The following is a 17595-nucleotide window of genomic DNA, read 5'->3' on the forward strand; positions in this document are numbered from 1 at the left end:
CCGCTGTCTGTCATGACACAGCCCCCCCGACAGTCCACGACGCGTTCCGAAGCCCTGTTCGCCGAGGCGCAGCGCTACCTGGTCGGCGGGGTCAACAGCCCGGTGCGGGCATTCCGCGCCGTGGGCGGCTCGCCCCGGTTCATCGCCCGCGGGCAGGGGCCGTACGTGTGGGATGTGGACGGCAACCGGTACGTTGACTACGTCTGCTCGTGGGGGCCGCTCATCCTGGGCCACGCGCACCCGCGGGTCATTAAGGCGGTGACGGCGGCCGCCGCGCGCGGCACGAGCTATGGCGCGCCCACCGAGGCGGAGGTGGAGTTGGCCCGTCTGGTCTGCCAGGCGATGCCCTCCATCCAGATGGTGCGCTTCACCAGCTCCGGCACCGAGGCCTGCATGAGCGCCCTGCGCCTCGCCCGCGCCTACACGGGCCGGAGCAAGGTCGTCAAGTTCGAGGGGTGCTACCACGGCCACGCCGACGGCCTGCTGGTCAAGGCGGGCTCCGGCGCGGCGACCTTCGGCGTGCCGGACAGCGCGGGGGTGCCCGCGTCCTACGCCCAGGAGACGTTGGTCTGCCCCTACAACGACCTGTCGGCCCTGGACGAGCTGTTCGACAACCATGAAGGGGAGATCGCCGCGGTCATCGTGGAGCCCGTGGCGGCGAACATGGGCGTGGCGCCGCCGCTGCCCAGCTTCCTGGAGGGCCTGCGGCAGGTCACGCGCAAGTGTGGGGCGCTGCTCATCTTCGATGAGGTGATTACGGGCTTCCGCGTCGCCTGGGGTGGGGCGCAGGCCCTTCCGATGTGCGGAAGGGTGACACCGGACCTGACCTGTCTGGGGAAGGTCATCGGCGGGGGGCTGCCCGTGGCCGCCTATGGAGGGCGGCGGGACATCATGGAAATGGTGTCGCCGCTGGGGCCCGTGTACCAGGCGGGCACTCTGTCCGGCAATCCGCTGGCCATGGCGGCGGGCCTGGCGACGCTGAAGGCGCTTGGCGCGCCTGGCGTGTACGAGCGGCTGGAGGCGCTGGGCGAGTCCCTGGAGCGCGGCCTGCGGGACGCGGTCGCGCTCAACGGCGTGGAGGCGTGCGTGCAGCGAGTCGGCTCCGTGCTGACGCTCTTCTTCCGCCAGGGCCCCGTCACCGACTGGGCCACGGCGAAGCGGGCCGACACGCGGCGCTACGCCGCGTTCTTCCATGCCATGCTCCGACAGGGCGTGTACCTGCCGCCCTCGCAGTTCGAGGCGTGGTTCGTGTCACTGGCGCATACGGAGGAGGACATCACGGCCACGGTGCGCGCGGCGGGCGAGGCTCTGGCGGGAGTACGTTCCGCGGCTTCTTGAGATTGCGTTATCCGTGGGGTATACTAGCGCCACTCGATTCTCGATATATTTCTTTTTTGCCTGAGGAGGCTGTCCGATGCGTGTCTCTTGTCTTCAAGAAAACCTGGCGAAGGGCCTCTCGATTGTGGGACGTGCGGTCGCGGTCCGCTCCACGCTGCCCGTGACGCAAAATGTTCTGATCGCGACGGACAACTCCCGGCTGAAGCTGGCGGCGACGAATCTGGAGATCGCGGTCTGCTGCTGGATAGGGGCGAAGGTGGAGGAGGAGGGAGCTCTCACGGTGCCGTCCCGCATCCTCACCGAGTTCGTCAGCGCGTTGCCCAACGACAAGATTGCCTTGACGGTACCCGCCAAGGGTAAGGTGCTGCACATGGCCTGCGGGCGCTACGAGGCGCGTATGAGCGGCATTGACGCCGACGACTTCCCGCCCATTCCGGAGGTGGGCGGCGACCTGACGGCGACGATTGAGCCGGATGTCCTCCGCACGACCATCGGCCAGGTGGCCCTCGCGGCGGCGCAGGAAGACTCGCGGCCCGTGCTCACCGGCGTGAACATGTCCTTCAGCGAGGATATGATGACTCTGGCCGCGGCTGACGGGTTTCGGCTGGCGGTGCGCAAGACCAAGCTGTCGGCCCATGTGACTGAGGCGAGCGTCATCGTGCCCGCGCGGGCGCTGATGGAGCTGGCCCGGCTGCTGGCCGACCAGGCGGACCCGGTTGAGGTGACCGTCAACACGGCTCGCAGCCAGGTACTCTTCCGTCTGAAGAACGTGGAGCTGGTCTCGCAGCTTCTGCAAGGCACCTTTCCGAACTATACGCAACTCATTCCCCAGGGTCACGCCTCTCGCGCGGTGGTGGACGCCGGAGAGTTCCAGCGCGCCACCAAGACGGCCGCTATTTTCGCTCGGGACGCCAGCGGCATCGTCCGGATCCAGGTCACGCCCGGCGCCGACGGCGCGCGGGGCAAACTGACTGTCATGGCCCGCGCCGAGGAGGTGGGCGACAACCAGTCCGAGATTGACGCGGTGGTCGAGGGCGAGGCGGCGAAGATCGCGTTCAACAGCAAGTACCTGCTGGACGTGCTGTCGGTGCTGGACAAGGGGCAGGTGGCGCTGGAGACGACCAGCCCGTCGAGTCCGGGCGTCATCCGGCCCGTCGGCGACGACAGCTACGTGCACGTGGTCATGCCGATGTTCGTTCAGTGGTAGAGGTGACGGTCTGTTCAGGCGCTGGTCGGCAGGCCAATCAGCTTTGAGTTTGCCCTGACTGCGGCTGTCGGCGAAACTAGGCCCTGGGCAGGAGTTCGCGGGTCATAACGCGCAGTATGCGCAGCCCCGTGGGGATGGGTGGAAGCTTGCTCCGCCCGCCGATGCGGTCACCTTCTCGGGTAGGGATCTCCGCCACCTTGCACTTCAGCTTCAGCGCGCGGATCGTCATCTGGGACTCGATCTCGAACTGTTGCGCGTCGAGGTTCATCTCCTCGAATCGCGCCCGCCGCACGCCGCGGAAACCGTTCTGCGTATCGGTGATGTGGCCGCCCCACAGTAGCCGGAAGGCCAGGGTGAAGCCAAGATTGGCCCACTTGCGGGTTGCGATGATCTTGCCATCCTCCTCATTGCGCGCCCCTTTCATGAACCGTGAGGCGATCGCCAGGTCGGTTCCCTGCTTGACCAGGTCTACGAGGCGTACGATGTCCGCGGGGTCTTCGTTGCCGTCCGGACTGAAGAAGATGAGGTAATCCCCTTTGGTTTCCGCAGCGCCGATCTGAAAGGCAAGCCCTCGGCCGGGAACGCTCTGCCGCACCACGCGCAGACCGCGCTGCTCCAGGAACTCCACCGTGCCGTCAGTCGACCCACCGTCGACTGCGATGCATTCGTCCACGGCGTGAAAGGGGATGCGATCAAAAAGCGCGCGTACTCCGTGGATCTCATTGCGTGTAAGCAAAATGAGCGACGTCGTGCCGGTCTGCTGTCCTGTTACTGCCATCCCTCCTCCTGATAACGCGATGGGAAAATGTGGCGAAGCACTGTTTCCCTCACGGGAGCAAGGTCACCATTGCAGACTATATCACAAATAGGATGAGTCATGGCAGTGGGGCATGATGCCGCTTGTTGGGGTATAGCACTCGCAGGATGAAGATATTACTTCTCCCGGCGCTCCAGCACTTTGACGGCTCCCGCTGACAGCGTCTCAACATAGGTGTCTTTCAGGTACCGCACGATCTCTGGCTCCATCACGTCGATCGGGACGCCCCAAAGGGATGCGCCGTCGTATATGACGAACCGGGTCTTGTCGCGTTCAAGGTCCGCGATGACGCGCCGCCTGTCCTCCCGCGTGTTAGGCATGAGAAAGAAGTCGAATCGTGTGCTGCTCGTGCGGTCGGTCAGGAAATAGTAAACCGGTGAGTACGAAAAAACGAAGATGTGCTCGGACGGCGCCGTGCGCTCTCGAATAAAACGCACGACGCTTTCAATCTCGCCTCGCGTCTTTTGCGTGACCCACATGCCCTCGGCGCGGGGAATGGTGAGCTGTACCGCCTCCTCGCCGTACCATGCCTGGTACGGCACGGGTGCGCCAAGAGCGGCGCGGAGTTTGAGGATGGTTTGCTGGGCGAATGGCCCGGACGCTGTGCTGTACGCCCCGTACAGCACAAGCCCTCCCGCAAGGGCCGCGACGGCGAGGCCGCGGGCTGCCATCACCCCGGGCGCGCCTCGCCTTGGCCAAAGGTCATCCATATATATCCAGGCCAGGATGGTGACCGGAGGAAGCGTGCCGACGATGGACCATGCGGCGCTGAGGGAGAGGGTGTAGGGGAAAAGGGCGACACCGAGGACGACGAGGCCGAGCTTGAGCGCATCCCTGGTATCGAACCGTCGTTTGACCAGACGAACCGCGAGACTCGCGCACACGGTCATGTACAGGGCCACTGGCAGATAGTCGGCGAGGGCCAGGGCGAGGCGGCCCACGCCGTGGGGTGGGAAGACGCCGCTGGACACGCTACGGGACAAAAGGTCCGCCGCTTCAAGCAGGCCCGCCCGGAGGTCGGGGTAAGGGATGCCAGGGTAGCTGGACACGCGATAGCCGGCGAAGGAGACGACGTTGTGGACATAAGCGGCAAGGGCGCCGTTGAGCGCAAGAAAGGCCAGGACAGGTATGGCGACCACTGCCACGCCGAGGGCGGCCCATGCCGCGGAAGTCAGCGATGCGCGCGGGTCTCGCCTCTCCCAGGCGTTTGCGACCAGCATCACCGCGATTGCCGCGAGCGCGGCCACGCCCGTCTCCTGGCTGTAGAACAGCGCGAAGCCCGCAAGCAGGCCGGAAGCTGTCATCAGCAGGCGCGCGCGCCTCTCGCGCGCCAACCAGCAGAGAAAGACGGCCACAACGGCGGGTGTCGTCCTGAACACGGCGCTTTGCATGCCAGGAAACAGGGGAAAGTGAATGACGATTGCCAGGACCGCTCCGGTGTAAGCCAGGAGACGCCAGCGCAGGACGCGGCGTAGCATCAGCGCAATGGATACGAGCGCGATCAGGTTGAGAATGAAGTTGAAGACGCGCAGGGTCAACACGGATGCGCCGACGAGCGACATGGCCGCGGCCAGCGGATACTCCATAAGCGGACCGTACAACAGGTGTGTGTCTCGGTAGAGCACGCCGCCATGCAGGACGGTATTGGCCCAACTCAAGTGCATCCCCTGGTCCTGCAGGAAGACCCAGTCCGCGCCGGTCCCCCAGAAGATGACGGGGCTGTAGGCAAGCAGAAGGACACCGGCAGCGGCCAGAGCTGCTTCCAGGAGGGTGAGTGGAGGAGAGGACACCGACGGAGGAGCGGGCTCCAAGGCGCGATATGGGGCGACGTTGATGTTATCCGCGCGGCGGGATGCCAGGAGCGCCCATGCGAGCCAGAAGATGAGGGCGACGCCGACCGTCAAAAACATCCAGAGAAGATAGTGGATGTTTTCCTTGTACTTGACGTACCCGCTCAGCGTGCCGGGGCTGATGATACCCTGCGCCCTGGCGCTTTCCAGGGACTCCACACCGACGGGCCAGACGCTCGTTGCGACATAGGCGGCCAGCAGCCCGAGAGCAAGCCCCGCGGCGAGAGCGATGTTGCCTGTGGAAGCATTTTCCGGACGGGAGGCAAACTGTGTCGCCTTGAGGAAGGCTGCCTTCATACAATGCCCTGGGAGACGGGGTTATCAGGCATGGGCTCCTGCCTATCAGATGCACCGACGCGCAGACTGGTTGAAATGGACTATTACTATACATGGCCCGATGGTCGCACGCAAAGAGGGGGACTTACACAGTCTCTCCGCGCGGTCGCCTTTTATACAGGGGTATTGTTCCTGGGTCTCCTATCAAGCGAGGCCCTAGAAGATGTCAGTCACGAGGTAACCGACAGAGACGTGCGCGCCAGGACTGGATTTGACAAGCTGCGCGCGCTTGAGCGCAAGCTCATCGTGATCAGCGGGCGCCTTTCGCCTTGGGCTTCTTTGGCGGAAGTGACGCGGCGTAAGCAAAGGTCTTCTCAAGCCAGACCAGGATATCGCCTTCCGCGTTCAGCAAGGCCTGGGGAACAAGCACATAGTCCCCCATAGTGCGGCCCGGCATGGGATCGAACGGCTTTGAATCTGGGAGCCTGAGGAAGGCGGCGCAATCAGAGGGCGACAGCCGGAGCACGAACGAGTCCTGGTGCAGCCCCGCGAACATGTGCCCGTTGGCGAACGCGGCGGGATAGCCGAACATCTTGCGCTTCGCCGCCTCGGGTAGGGACTGCATGGTGACCTCGAAGAGGCGGACCATCTTGCTTGGCGCAGGCTGCCATTTCATGACGCGACTCCCCGCTGCTGCCCGGATTAAGCGAAGGACATGTGTTGAGAACAGTGTGTTTGGCTAATGCTGGCGGGCGCTGCCAATCGCTACATCAGCCCCTTCACCGCCCGCTGGACAACCCGGTTCGCGATGTCCACTTTTGCCTTGGTCTCCCTTTTCAGGTCGTCCACATGGAGAGGCTGGTTCTCGGCCAGTGCCTCTTGGGCTCTCCTATCGATTAAATCCAGCATGTCTTTCTTCAGATTGTCAAACTCCTCGCCCGCCTGCTTCACTGCTCGGGACGCCAGCGGCGTGGTGCTGAAGCCCAGGACAGACAGGAAGCCCGTCCATGAAGCGCCCACGAAAATGGCCTGGAACTGCTTCGGCAAGGTGACGTCAAAGCCCTCGACTTTCACCTTGTCGGACAGAAGCGCGGCGATTGCGCCGCCAAGGACCGCGTACAGGACGAAGCCGAGAAGGCGGGTGGTCACCTGCCCCTGCTTGATCTCGCGCTCCAGCTTCTCCAGGCGTTGGCGGTCGTCTTCCAGCTCGCGCTGGGCCGTGTCAAGGGCCTTGCCGAGCTGGTCCAATTGCGCCTGGGGAAGCGTGCTCTTCTGGAGCGTGTCCTGTATCTTGTCGATCTCCTCGCGGGTCTTCTTGTTGTGCTCCCGCAGGTCTTTCGCCTCCTGGTCCGTGTCAATAGTGTCAAAGAAGGGGCGAAACTCAGGGATGACCTCCTGCTGGGCGATGTAGATGGTGATGAGTGCACCGAGCACGCCCAGGGCGAACAGAATCAAGAAGTCCATGGCAGTTCCTCCTTTGCGGCGCTAGCTTACGTCCCCCAACCGAAACACCTTGCTCTCGCGGATTGTGGAAACACCCGTGTGCCGTGCTTCCCGTTCGGGAAGGTGATCCGCTTTGTGTTTTCCGTTCGCGTCACCTCTATTTCGGGCGCGAACTCGGCTTTATTCTACACCCGCTGTCCATCCCTGCCGGAGGGCGGGAAGCGCGGCATGAGCACAAACTCCGTGACCGTGTAGTCGCCTGTGCAACAGCCCGGGTTTCTAGGACATGTGCCGGCCACCGCCCGCCCTTGGGCGCTTCCTCGCTTCGGAATGAGGAGATTCGCGGCGCTGCCAGCGTGAGGGTGCTGGAAGCTATTCCGCACCTAAGTATGTCGGCTTCCTTGGACCCAACCGGCATGCTATAATACAGATACTTACCCACCAGTCTGTTCCTGGCGCTATCTTCTCATTGAGGCTCTCGCGGAACGGCAAGCAGACAGGAGGGTCTTATCCCTTTACACACAGATAGGCAATCTCGTATAATGAAACTGTAACTTATGACATCTACATCGTCGGACAGCCCTTCCGAGACGCCAAACGGAATGCAGAAACTCCTGGAGCAAGAAAAAGGACAGGGGTATAAGAGTCTGCGCCGTGGGGACGTGACTGAAGGGATTGTCATGCGAATGGACAAGGACGGCATCCTTGTCAGCCTGGGCCTGAAGTCCGAGGGACTGGTGCCCGCGCAAGAGATGCGGACGCTGAGTCCGCAGGCCCTGGGCAGAATGCACGTGGGAGACCGCGTTCTCGCCACCGTCATACGTGGAGAGAACGAGTTTGGGGAAGTCCTCCTGTCGGTGGACCAGGCCCGGAGCGAGGTGGGTTGGCGGCTCCTGGAAAAGGGCCTGGAGAGCGCCGAGGCGATTGAGGTGGAGGTGACGGGCAACAACAAGGGGGGCTTGCTGGTTGACGTGGAAGGCGTTCAGGGCTTTATTCCACTCTCTCAGATGGGGTTGATGATACGTGCGGATGACCCCCAGGCGCAGGAGAAGCTGGACAGCCTGACAGGCCAGTCCATGCGGTGTAAGGTCATCGAGTTGAACCGCCGCCGCAACCGGGTCATCCTGTCGGAGCGAGCGGCGCTCCAGGAGAAAAGGGCGCAGCAGAAGGAGCTCCTTCTGGCTGGGCTCAAGGAAGGGGATGTGCGCCACGGACGGGTGACCGGAGTGACCACCTTCGGGGCGTTCGTGGACATCGGCGGGGCCGAGGGACTGGTGCACATCTCCGAGATGTCGTGGGAGCAGGTCGCCACGGCTGACCAGGTGGTCAAAGTGGGCGACGACGTGGAAGTCTACGTCCTCAAAGTGGACGCGGAGACCAAGAAGATAGCATTGAGCCTCCGGCGGCTGAAGCCGGAGCCGTGGCAGACGGTCACCGATCGGTATCAGGTGGGGCAGATTGTGAGCGGGATCATCACAAAGTTAACGACCTTTGGGGCCTTCGCGCGGATTGAGGGGTCCGTGGAAGGTCTTGTCCACATATCGGAGCTGAGCGACCGTCCCATTCGACACCCCAAGGAGGTGGTGAAGGAGGGCGACACGGTACCTTTGAAGGTCCTGCGGATTGAGCCCGAGCGGCACCGCCTGGGCCTCAGCCTGCGTCAGGCGCTGGAGGCGGGCGCGGAGCCAGGGCTCTCAGTCAGCGCCGGTGCGCCGCAGAGCGCCGGGGGGGAAGCTGCTACGACGGGAGAGGAACATGGCTAACAGATTTGAAAAGTTCTCCGAGCGTGCCCGTCGTGTTCTCCAACTCGCTCAGGAAGAGGCTCAGCACTTCAATCACAACTACATTGGGACTGAGCATATCCTGCTGGGCCTGGTGCGGGAACAAGAGGGCGTAGCGGCCCGCGTTCTGGCTAATCTTGGGATCGATTTGGCGAAGGTGCGCCAGGCCGTCGAGTTCATCATTGGCCGCGGTGAGCGCGCCGTCGCGGGCGAAATCGGACTGACTCCGCGCGCGAAGAAGGTTATTGAGCTTGGCGTGGACGAGGCGCGCCGGATGAACCATCACTACATCGGCACCGAGCACCTGCTCATCGGCCTCCTTCGGGAGGGCGAGGGAGTGGCCGCCGGAGTGCTGGAGAGCCTGGGCGTGAATCTGGACAAGGTGCGCACGGAGACGAACCGCATCCTGAGCCAGAGTCTGTCTCACCCCCACGCGCCCCAGCGGCAGGCCACGCGTACGCCCACCCTGGACCAGCTCGGTATTGACCTGACCGCCATGGCCCGGGCCAACAAGCTGGACCCGGTCATCGGCAGACAGAAGGAGATCGAGCGGGTCATCCAGATACTCAGTCGGCGGGTCAAGAACAACCCTGTGCTCATCGGCGAGCCGGGCGTGGGCAAGACCGCCATTGTGGAAGGGCTGTCCCAGCGCATCATCGCCGGGGACGTGCCGGAGACCTTGCAGGGCAAGCGCTTGGTCACCCTGGACATGGGCGCGCTTGTGGCGGGCACCAAGTACCGCGGCGAGTTCGAGGAGCGCCTGAAGAAGGTCATCGAGGAGATCAAGGCGGCGGCCAACTGCGTCCTGTTCATTGACGAGATGCACACCATGGTCGGCGCGGGCGCCGCCGAGGGCGCGGTGGATGCGGCCAACATCCTCAAGCCGTCCCTGGCGCGGGGCGAGCTTCAGTGCATCGGCGCCACCACGCTCGACGAGTACCGCAAGTACGTGGAGCGGGACGCCGCCCTGGAGCGGCGCTTCCAGCCCGTGCAGGTGGACGAGCCGTCCGTGGAAGACACCATCGCCATCCTGCGGGGCGTCAAGCACCGCTATGAGGAGCACCACCGGTTGCACATCAGCGACGAGGCGCTCAAGGCGGCGGCTGTCCTGGCGGCGCGCTACATCGCCGACCGCTTCCTGCCGGACAAGGCCATTGATCTGATTGACGAGGCGTCGTCCCGCGTGCGCATTCGCCACGCTTCCACGCCGCTCTCGGTCAAGGAGGCCATGAAGGTCCTGGACAACGTCCGCAAAGAGAAGGACGACGCCATCACCAGCCAGCAGTACGAATACGCCGCCGAGCTCCGCGAGCGCGAGATGCGCCTGACGGAGAAGCTGGGGCAGATGGAGCAGGACCGGCAGAAAGAGAAAGACCAGGACGCGGACAAGCCCACGGTCACGGAAGAGGATGTTTCAGAGGTCCTGAGCATGTGGACGGGCATCCCCGTGACGCGTCTGGCCACCGAGGAGACAACCCGGCTGCTCCAGATGGAGGAGCATCTCCACAAGCGCATCATCGGCCAGGACGAGGCCATTGAGGCCATGGCGAAGGCCGTCCGGCGCGCGCGCGCCGGGCTTAAGGACCCGCGCAGGCCCATCGGTAGCTTCATCTTCCTGGGCCCCACGGGCGTAGGCAAGACGGAGTTGGCGCGGGCGCTGGCGGAGTTCATGTTCGGCAGCGACGAGGCCCTCATCCGGCTGGACATGTCGGAGTTCATGGAGCGCCACGCGGTGGCCCGCCTGGTGGGCGCGCCGCCCGGCTACGTGGGCTACGAGGAGGGCGGCCAGCTTACCGAGAGCGTGCGGCGCAAGTCCTACTGCGTCATCCTGTTTGACGAGATCGAGAAGGCGCATCCGGATGTCTTCAACATCCTGCTGCAAATCCTGGACGACGGGCACCTGGCGGACGCCAAGGGCCGCAAGGTGGACTTTCGCAACACCATCGTGATTATGACCAGCAACCTGGGCGCGGAGCTTATCCGGCGCCAGGGGTTGGTGGGCTTCACCGTCAAGTCGGATGAGGCCAAGACCGCCAAGCAGAGCTACGAGGACATGCGCGAGAAGATCATGACGGAGGTCAAGCGGACGTTCCGGCCCGAGTTCCTGAACCGCATTGACGGCATTGTCGTCTTCCACGCGTTGAACAAGGAGCACATCCGCCAGATTGTGGACCTGATGCTGGCCCTGGTGAGCACACACCTGGTCGAGAAGGGCCTCACGATGGAGGTCACGGACCGCGCCAAGGACTTCCTGGGACTGAAGGGCTTTGACCCGGTGTACGGCGCGCGGCCGCTGCGCCGCACCATCCAGAGCATGGTGGAGGACAAGCTCTCCGACACCATCCTCCAGGGCAAGTTCAAGCCCGGCGAGACGGTGGTGCTGGACGTGCAGGACGACGAGATCGTCGTCAAGTCGGGGACGGTGGCCCTGGCCAACACCTAGGTCTGTTGCAAACCCTCACCCCCTGCCCCCGCTCCCTTTACGAAAGGGAGCGGGGGTATTGAATCTGGGGGTATCCCCCAGGCCCCCGCCAGAGGGACTGCGGCCCCTCTGGACACCCCAAAATGGGCCTTCGCGAGCGCCCCATGTGTTCTGTAGGCTCTGCTTCTATTGAGATGCAGGTCAAAGCTCTGCCGGGGTCTGGGGTGTCCCCAGAAGTCTTATCTCCCCCTTTCCCGCAGGAGAGGGGGAGAGGTGAGTATCTGAAGAAACAAGGCTTGTGCCGCAGGGTAGGCGCCCGGCCTTTTGGACGGTCTAGGCTGCCAGCAGACGGAAGACGGACGTTCCAGCGGATGGGGAAGCGCAACGCTTCCCCATCTGTGTTTCCGGCGGGTGGCCCGCTATAGCTCTGCTATAATGTGGCCGGAGATAAGACTGATGCCGCGCCAGCGTTCACGGATGTCCTTTTTCTGCAAGGAGTGCGGAGCGGAAAGCCCCAAGTGGGCGGGTTCCTGTCCCGCGTGCGGCCACTGGAACACAATGGTGGAAGCGCCCGCCGCCGGGCCCGCGACCTCTGGCGCCCGCTCCTGGCTCTCGTCCGCGGAGGCGGCGCCGCAGGAGCTGGCTACGCTGGCCCCCGCGGCCCGCGCGCGCCTGCCCGTGCATATCGGCGAGGTGGACCGCGTCCTGGGCGGTGGCATCGTGCCCGGCTCGCTGGTCCTGGTAGGCGGCGACCCCGGCATCGGCAAGTCCACCCTGCTGCTGCAGGTGGCGGCGTCCGCGGTGGAGGCCCTGGGACCGGTGCTCTACGTCTCCGGCGAGGAGTCGGCCCAGCAGATACGCCTGCGCGCCGAGCGTCTGGGCATCTCCGGCAAGGGCCTGTTCCTGTGCGCCGAGACGTCGCTGGAGGCTGTCCTGCGCCACATGGACGCCATGAAGCCCGCTCTGGGCATTGTGGACTCCATTCAGACGGTGTGGGCGGAGGACGTGGCGGGCGCGGCGGGAAGCGTGGCGCAGGTGCGGGAGTGCGCCCTGCGGCTCATGCAGTGGGCCAAGGCGCGCGGCACGCCCGTCTTCATCACCGGCCACGTGACCAAGGAGGGGGCCATCGCCGGGCCGCGCGTGCTGGAGCACATGGTGGACGCGGTGCTGTACCTGGAGGGGGAGTCCTTCGGCGCCTACCGCATTCTGCGCGGGGTCAAGAACCGCTTCGGCTCCACGAACGAGGTGGGCGTCTTCGAGATGACGGACAGGGGCATGCGCGAGGTGGCGAACCCGTCGCTGGCGTTCCTTTCGCCGCACGCTGCGCCCGCTCCGGGCGTGGCCATCGTGCCGACGCTGGAGGGCACGCGGCCCCTGCTGGCGGAGGTGCAGGCGCTGACATCGCCGTCGCAGTTCGGCACGCCGCGGCGCACGGCCAACGGCGTGGACCTGAACCGGCTGCACCTTATGACGGCGGTGCTGGGCCGGCGGCTGCGCGTCCCGCTGGGGAACCAGGATGTCATCGTTAACGTGGTGGGCGGCCTGCGCATTGACGAGCCCGCCGCCGACCTGGGCATTGCGCTGGCCATCGTGTCCAGCTTCCGCAACGTGCCCGTGCGCGACAAGATGGTGGTCGTGGGCGAGGTCGGGCTGAGCGGCGAGCTGCGCCCCGTGAGCCAGACGGACCGGCGTCTGGCGGAGGCGGCCAGCCTGGGGTTCCGCGCGTGCCTGCTGCCGAGCGCCGCCATGCCCGCGGCGCCGCCGGAGGGGCTGGAGTTGTTGCCCGCCGCTACGCTGCGGGAGGCGGTGCGATTGGCTATGCCGCTCGCGGCGAAGCCGGACGAACGGGATGCGGAAGATGACCTGGTGTTTGAGGACAAGTCATGACCGCTACGTCTCCGCATACTGCGTCTTCTTTCCCCTTCGACGGGCCCGTCCTTCGACAAGCTCAGGACGAGCGGAAGATTGCCCCGCTCATGGTGAGCCTGTCGAACCATGAGCTTGCGCCTGCACCGTTGGGCCAGAATCCCTCACCCCCTGTGTCCCCCTCTCCCCAGGAGAGGGGGAGAGAAATGAATCTGGGGGTGTCCCCCAGACCCCCGCCAGAGGGGGACAACCCCTCTGGACTCCCCGCACATGGGCTGTCGGAGAGGGCTCTCGACCAGAAGCTGGAGGCCCTGCACGCCCTGCTCCGCGAGATGGGTTCGGTCGTCGTCGCGTATTCGGGCGGCGTGGACAGCACCTTTGTCGCCGCTGTTGCCTGCGACGCGCTCGGCGACCGGGCGCTCGCCGTGACCGCCGTGTCGCCGCAGATTACGGACGTGGAGCTGGCGGAGGCGAAGGAGCTTGCCGTGCGCATCGGCGTCCGGCACATCGCCCTCGATACGCTGCAGATGGAGGACGCGAACTTCGTCCGGAACGACGCGCGCCGCTGCTACTTCTGCAAGACGGAGCTGTACACGAAGCTGTCGCCCATCGCCCGCGCGCGGGGCTTCGCGTGGGTCGTGAACGGCACGAATACCGACGACCTGGGCGACTACCGCCCCGGCCTGGATGCGGCGGCGGAGCACCGCGTGCGCAGCCCGCTGGTGGAGGCGGGCGTCTCCAAGGCGGAGGTGCGGGAGCTGTCGCGGCGTCGCGGCCTACCTACGTGGGACAAGCCCGCCTCGCCGTGCCTGGCATCGCGGCTGCCGTACTGGACGCGCGTCACCGTCGAGGCGCTGACGATGGTGGGCCGCGCCGAGGCCTATCTGCATAGCCTGGGTATCCGCGAGGCGCGCGTGCGCCACCACGGCGACCTCGCCCGCATTGAGGCGGACGCGGCGGGCATGGCGCTGCTGGCGCGGGAGGACGTGCGCGCGCAGGTGAAGGAGCGGCTGCGGTCGTTCGGCTACGCGCGCGTGGAAGTGGACCCGAGAGGGTTTCGCAGTGGCAGCCTGAACGAGGCGTTGGGACGGAGGAGCGGCCCGTGAGGCGACATCATAAGCTAGCCATCGTCCTTGTCGTGACCGCCGTGACTCTGGCGGTGCTGGTCGCGCGGCTGAGCGTGTCGTCAATCGTCCACGCGCCGACGAAGCCGCCCGAATACACGGCGTCGGACAGCCGCATCGAGGCGCGCGTAGGCGAGACGTTCGTGATTGTGCTTGAGTCCAATCGCACGACGGGCTATGGCTGGGCGCTGGCGGAGCAGCCGAACGCGGCGGTGGTGACGCTGGTCGGCTCGGAGTATGTTGCGCGGGGCGTCGGCATTCCCGGCCAGGGCGGCGAGGAGCGCTGGACGTTCCGCGCGGCGGGCGCGGGCGCGGCGGCGTTGCGGCTGGCGTACATGCGGCCGTGGGAGAAGGATATGCCGCCCGCGAAGACGCAGACGTATGCGGTGAGCGTGAGGTAAGGGGAGGCGCTGCGCTCGTTCGGCTACACTTGCGTCGAGGTTTGACTCACGGGGGTACAGGGGCGGGAGTTGAATGAGGGAGTGAGATTACAGAGCAATGAAGTATCGAAACGAGCTTGAAGAACACCGTGCACTCGAATATCAACGCTGGAACAAGAAGCGGAAATTTAGGCAGACTGTTACTGTAATGTTGATCCTTGGGGCAGTAGCAGCCGTTATCGGCACTGTTGCTCTACTGGTACCCACTATCAAGCCTGACCAACAACTAACACGAGTCACTCAGTTCCTGCAAAGTCTTTCCCCGTCCACTGATATTTCATCCGCATCAAAGGCGCTTGCTTTCCCAACTTCAGATAGCTATGCGGCGCAACCACCTGTTGCTTTAGCTACCGTTACACCGGATGCGATCAAATTGAGGTCCGAACTTCCACGGGACGTTTATGAGCAGTTTTATAACGACTTCTACGCGGGATGTGTAGATCCTCCGCGAGACAAGCTTGGAGTCGCGAAAACCTGGTCAGGCACTGGGAATTCTACGGTCATCATTCCACCACAGTTCGGCACTTATTTTCTTGTGCTCATTGCCAATCCATCCTCCTCGGGCTGGCGTTTTGATAGCGTCCTTGACACAGGCTCCAGTGGCAAGAAACAGTCCCTAAGAGTCAGCAGCACAGCACCTACGGTGCTGACCGATTCGCAGGAATGGTGTACGATGGGCGCCGGTGTCCCACGTCCATACGCACTTGAAATCCAGTCCCAAAACTTAGCTTGGACAGTTCATTTAGTGACCTCTGGCGGCCAGAGCGTGCTCTCCAAGGCTGTCAACGATTCGTTATCTGGCTATTATGGTGTATGTCCAGCGGTACCTCCTGTGGGTAGTTTAGGTGTCCTGAGAACATGGAGTAGTACTCAAGGCAATATGCAGCAATCTATAGAGTTTGCAGGTGGGCCTCCCTTTTACTTCTTAGGGGTAAGATTCGAGCCGTTGCAAAAGGAATGGAGCTTTGAAAGTACCGAGATCAATGGCAACCGCCGGGTGGCTGGTCCGAAAGTCTCCTATCAAACCGGTGAGAGGGTTAACTTTACAGCCACATGTCCGGATGGCCCTGGGTTAGGGCATCTGGACATCCAGTCGCAAGGAGGAGATTGGACTATTTACCTGATAGGTGTCCGTAGGTAAAAAGACAGCTTAGAGTCAACCACATTGAGGGCGACAGCTCGATTGCTTTAGAAGTTGGCAGCAGTTGTAAAGGAGGATAGCAGTCATGCCGAAAGGAAAGTCCAAACGCGGCAATGCGCACACGTCCGAAAACCTTGTCCTTCACTTTATGGCAATTCCGACCATTGTCCTAATTAGTATCTATGTCGCCGGCACTCTCGTCGAAAGCCTTTTCGGTCTGCCTGGAGCAATCAAGTATATCTTTTTGGGTATTGGCGGCACAGGCTTTGTAGTAGTTTATTTCAATCGAGAAATCAAGGCCCATTTTCAAATAGACATGGCCAGCGGAGCCAACAAACTTTACCAGACACTCAAAAATAGCAAGAAAAGCTAAGCCATTTTGCGACAACGGATTAGAGCAATACAACAATTACTTGGCACACAACTGACACGATCGTCACCGTCTAGGTGAAGAAGCCGCTGGACAAGGTGATTCCCGTGCGCCTGTCCGCGGACGTGTGGGAGGCCCTGCGCAAGGAGGCGCGTGAGCTTGGCGTCGGGCCGACGACGGCTGTGCTCGGAATGACAGGAAACGTCGGTCCGCTCATGGATTCGACAGGCTCACCACGAGCGGGCTATTATTTGGCCTGACGCTTAATTGAGAGGCCGTCCCATGACCATTGCGTACTTTGACCTGATAGGCGGCGCGAGCGGCGATATGACGCTCGGCGCGCTGGCGGACGCCGGGCTGGACATGGCGGCGCTGGAGTCGGCGCTTCGCACTCTGCCCGTGCGCGGCTACCGCCTGGAGGCGGAGCGCGTGCGGCGCGGCGCTCTCTCCGCCACGCGCGTCCGCGTCCGCATCACACGCCGCTCCAAGCAGCCGCGCACCCTCGCCGACCTGCTCGCCATCGTCCGCGCGGGCAAGCTGCCGACGCGCGTCCGCGAGCAGGCGGCGGCCATCTTCCGTCGCCTGGCGGAGGTCGAGGCCAAAGTCCACGACGTGCCCGTCGAGCAGGTCCACTTCCACGAGCTGGGCGCGGTGGACACCGTCGTGGACGTGGTCGGCGCGTGCCTGGGCCTGCACCTGCTGGGCGTGGACCAGGTGTACGCCTCGCCGCTGCCGCTCGGCCACGGCCTCATCCGCTCTGACGACGGCCCGCTGCCTCTGCCCGCGCCTGCCACGCTGGAGCTGGCCGCGCGCGCGAAGGCCCCCCTTCGGCCCGACGACGGCACGATGGGCGAGACGGTCACGCCCACGGGCGCGGCCATCCTGACCACCCTCGCTGAGTTCCGGCGGCCCGCCATGCGGCTGGAGCGCGTCGGCTACGGCGCGGGCGGGCGCGACACGCCTGAGCGTCCCAACGTGCTCGCCGTGTGGCTCGGCCAGCCTGTCGAGAGCGCAGGGGAGACGCCGCTGGCGCTGCTGGAGACGAACATTGACGACATGGACCCGCGCATCTACGGCCACCTGATGGAGCGGCTGCTGGAGGCGGGCGCGCGCGACGCGTGGTACACGCCCATCCAGATGAAGAAGGGGCGGCCCGCGACGATGGTGAGCGTGCTCGCGACGCCCGACCTCGAAGGCGCGCTCGTCGGTCTGCTGCTGCGCGAGACGACGACGCTGGGCGTGCGCGTGCGCGACGTGCGCCGCCACGAGGCGCAGCGCGAGAGCGTCACGCTCAAGACGAGCCTCGGCGAGGTGCCGGTCAAGGTGAAGCGCATCGAGGGCAAGGCGGTGGGCGCGACGCCGGAGTATGATGTGTGCCGGCGCATCGCGCGGGAGAAGGGGATGCCGCTCGTGGATGTGCTGCGGCGCGTGCAGCGGGAGGCGGAGGCGAAGCTGCTCAAGGGCGGCGACAAAAGGGCATAGGTGTGTCCTGTCTCTGAAGTACGCATACTAATTCATGC

General features: G+C 64.2%; 15 protein-coding genes. 11 read left to right on the forward strand and 4 right to left on the reverse strand.

Annotated elements, in window-relative coordinates; all coding sequences use genetic code 11:
- Positions 1–12 precede the first annotated feature (12 nt).
- Complete coding sequence (hemL, locus tag Q7T26_04115) at positions 13–1338, forward strand: glutamate-1-semialdehyde 2,1-aminomutase (protein ID MDO8531343.1); 1326 nt, start codon at positions 13–15, stop codon at positions 1336–1338.
- Positions 1339–1414: 76 nt separating this feature from the next.
- Complete coding sequence (gene dnaN / locus Q7T26_04120) at positions 1415–2545, forward strand: DNA polymerase III subunit beta (GenBank protein MDO8531344.1); 1131 nt, start codon at positions 1415–1417, stop codon at positions 2543–2545.
- Between the two features lie 76 nt (positions 2546–2621).
- Here dnaN and Q7T26_04125 read toward each other — a convergent pair whose 3' ends face one another.
- The 4 genes from Q7T26_04125 to Q7T26_04140 form a co-directional block, all read right to left on the reverse strand.
- A complete protein-coding gene (locus Q7T26_04125) occupies positions 2622–3323 on the reverse strand; it encodes a glycosyltransferase family 2 protein (protein ID MDO8531345.1) in 702 nt (233 codons plus the stop codon).
- 155 nt (positions 3324–3478) lie between these two features.
- Positions 3479–5509 (reverse strand): hypothetical protein, encoded by a 2031-nt coding sequence (locus tag Q7T26_04130; GenBank protein ID MDO8531346.1) that lies wholly within the window; start codon positions 5507–5509, stop codon positions 3479–3481.
- Positions 5510–5798: 289 nt separating this feature from the next.
- A complete protein-coding gene (locus Q7T26_04135) occupies positions 5799–6164 on the reverse strand; it encodes a TfoX/Sxy family protein (GenBank protein MDO8531347.1) in 366 nt (121 codons plus the stop codon).
- Positions 6165–6253: 89 nt separating this feature from the next.
- Positions 6254–6952: a hypothetical protein gene (locus Q7T26_04140; protein MDO8531348.1), complete on the reverse strand. Its 699-nt coding sequence runs from the start codon at positions 6950–6952 to the stop codon at positions 6254–6256.
- 581 nt (positions 6953–7533) lie between these two features.
- On the opposite strand from Q7T26_04140, the gene Q7T26_04145 reads away from it, so the two are divergent.
- The 9 genes from Q7T26_04145 (at position 7534) to larC (ending at position 17557) form a co-directional block, all read left to right on the forward strand.
- Positions 7534–8694, forward strand: a complete 1161-nt coding sequence (locus tag Q7T26_04145) for a S1 RNA-binding domain-containing protein (GenBank protein MDO8531349.1) — start codon at positions 7534–7536, stop codon at positions 8692–8694.
- Positions 8687–11155 (forward strand): ATP-dependent Clp protease ATP-binding subunit, encoded by a 2469-nt coding sequence (locus tag Q7T26_04150; GenBank protein ID MDO8531350.1) that lies wholly within the window; start codon positions 8687–8689, stop codon positions 11153–11155. Before Q7T26_04145 ends, Q7T26_04150 begins: the two co-directional genes overlap by 8 nt.
- A 435-nt stretch (positions 11156–11590) precedes the next feature.
- A complete protein-coding gene (gene radA, locus Q7T26_04155) occupies positions 11591–13021 on the forward strand; it encodes a DNA repair protein RadA (protein ID MDO8531351.1) in 1431 nt (476 codons plus the stop codon).
- 185 nt (positions 13022–13206) lie between these two features.
- Entirely contained in the window at positions 13207–14106 is a 900-nt protein-coding gene (gene larE / locus Q7T26_04160; protein ID MDO8531352.1) for an ATP-dependent sacrificial sulfur transferase LarE, read from the forward strand.
- Positions 14103–14525 (forward strand): protease inhibitor I42 family protein, encoded by a 423-nt coding sequence (locus Q7T26_04165; GenBank protein MDO8531353.1) that lies wholly within the window; start codon positions 14103–14105, stop codon positions 14523–14525. Before larE ends, Q7T26_04165 begins: the two co-directional genes overlap by 4 nt.
- A gap of 97 nt (positions 14526–14622) precedes the next feature.
- Complete coding sequence (locus tag Q7T26_04170) at positions 14623–15705, forward strand: hypothetical protein (GenBank protein MDO8531354.1); 1083 nt, start codon at positions 14623–14625, stop codon at positions 15703–15705.
- Positions 15706–15790: 85 nt separating this feature from the next.
- Entirely contained in the window at positions 15791–16078 is a 288-nt protein-coding gene (locus Q7T26_04175; protein MDO8531355.1) for a hypothetical protein, read from the forward strand.
- A gap of 74 nt (positions 16079–16152) precedes the next feature.
- Positions 16153–16335: a hypothetical protein gene (locus tag Q7T26_04180; GenBank protein ID MDO8531356.1), complete on the forward strand. Its 183-nt coding sequence runs from the start codon at positions 16153–16155 to the stop codon at positions 16333–16335.
- A gap of 22 nt (positions 16336–16357) precedes the next feature.
- Complete coding sequence (gene larC, locus Q7T26_04185) at positions 16358–17557, forward strand: nickel pincer cofactor biosynthesis protein LarC (protein MDO8531357.1); 1200 nt, start codon at positions 16358–16360, stop codon at positions 17555–17557.
- Positions 17558–17595 lie beyond the last annotated feature (38 nt).

The sequence above is a fragment of the Dehalococcoidia bacterium genome (assembly GCA_030648205.1).
GTDB lineage: Bacteria > Chloroflexota > Dehalococcoidia > JAUSIH01 > JAUSIH01 > JAUSIH01.

Bases quoted from the DNA above. Each gene is read 5' to 3' on its own strand.
- hemL (MDO8531343.1), top strand. From the start codon at position 13: ATGACACAGCCCCCCCGACAGTCCACGACGCGTTCCGAAGCCCTGTTC.
- dnaN (MDO8531344.1), top strand. From the start codon at position 1,415: ATGCGTGTCTCTTGTCTTCAAGAAAACCTGGCGAAGGGCCTCTCGATT.
- Q7T26_04125 (MDO8531345.1), bottom strand. From the start codon at position 3,323: ATGGCAGTAACAGGACAGCAGACCGGCACGACGTCGCTCATTTTGCTT.
- Q7T26_04130 (MDO8531346.1), bottom strand. From the start codon at position 5,509: ATGAAGGCAGCCTTCCTCAAGGCGACACAGTTTGCCTCCCGTCCGGAA.
- Q7T26_04135 (MDO8531347.1), bottom strand. From the start codon at position 6,164: ATGAAATGGCAGCCTGCGCCAAGCAAGATGGTCCGCCTCTTCGAGGTC.
- Q7T26_04140 (MDO8531348.1), bottom strand. From the start codon at position 6,952: ATGGACTTCTTGATTCTGTTCGCCCTGGGCGTGCTCGGTGCACTCATC.
- Q7T26_04145 (MDO8531349.1), top strand. From the start codon at position 7,534: ATGCAGAAACTCCTGGAGCAAGAAAAAGGACAGGGGTATAAGAGTCTG.
- Q7T26_04150 (MDO8531350.1), top strand. From the start codon at position 8,687: ATGGCTAACAGATTTGAAAAGTTCTCCGAGCGTGCCCGTCGTGTTCTC.
- radA (MDO8531351.1), top strand. From the start codon at position 11,591: ATGCCGCGCCAGCGTTCACGGATGTCCTTTTTCTGCAAGGAGTGCGGA.
- larE (MDO8531352.1), top strand. From the start codon at position 13,207: ATGAATCTGGGGGTGTCCCCCAGACCCCCGCCAGAGGGGGACAACCCC.
- Q7T26_04170 (MDO8531354.1), top strand. From the start codon at position 14,623: ATGAAGTATCGAAACGAGCTTGAAGAACACCGTGCACTCGAATATCAA.
- Q7T26_04175 (MDO8531355.1), top strand. From the start codon at position 15,791: ATGCCGAAAGGAAAGTCCAAACGCGGCAATGCGCACACGTCCGAAAAC.
- larC (MDO8531357.1), top strand. From the start codon at position 16,358: ATGACCATTGCGTACTTTGACCTGATAGGCGGCGCGAGCGGCGATATG.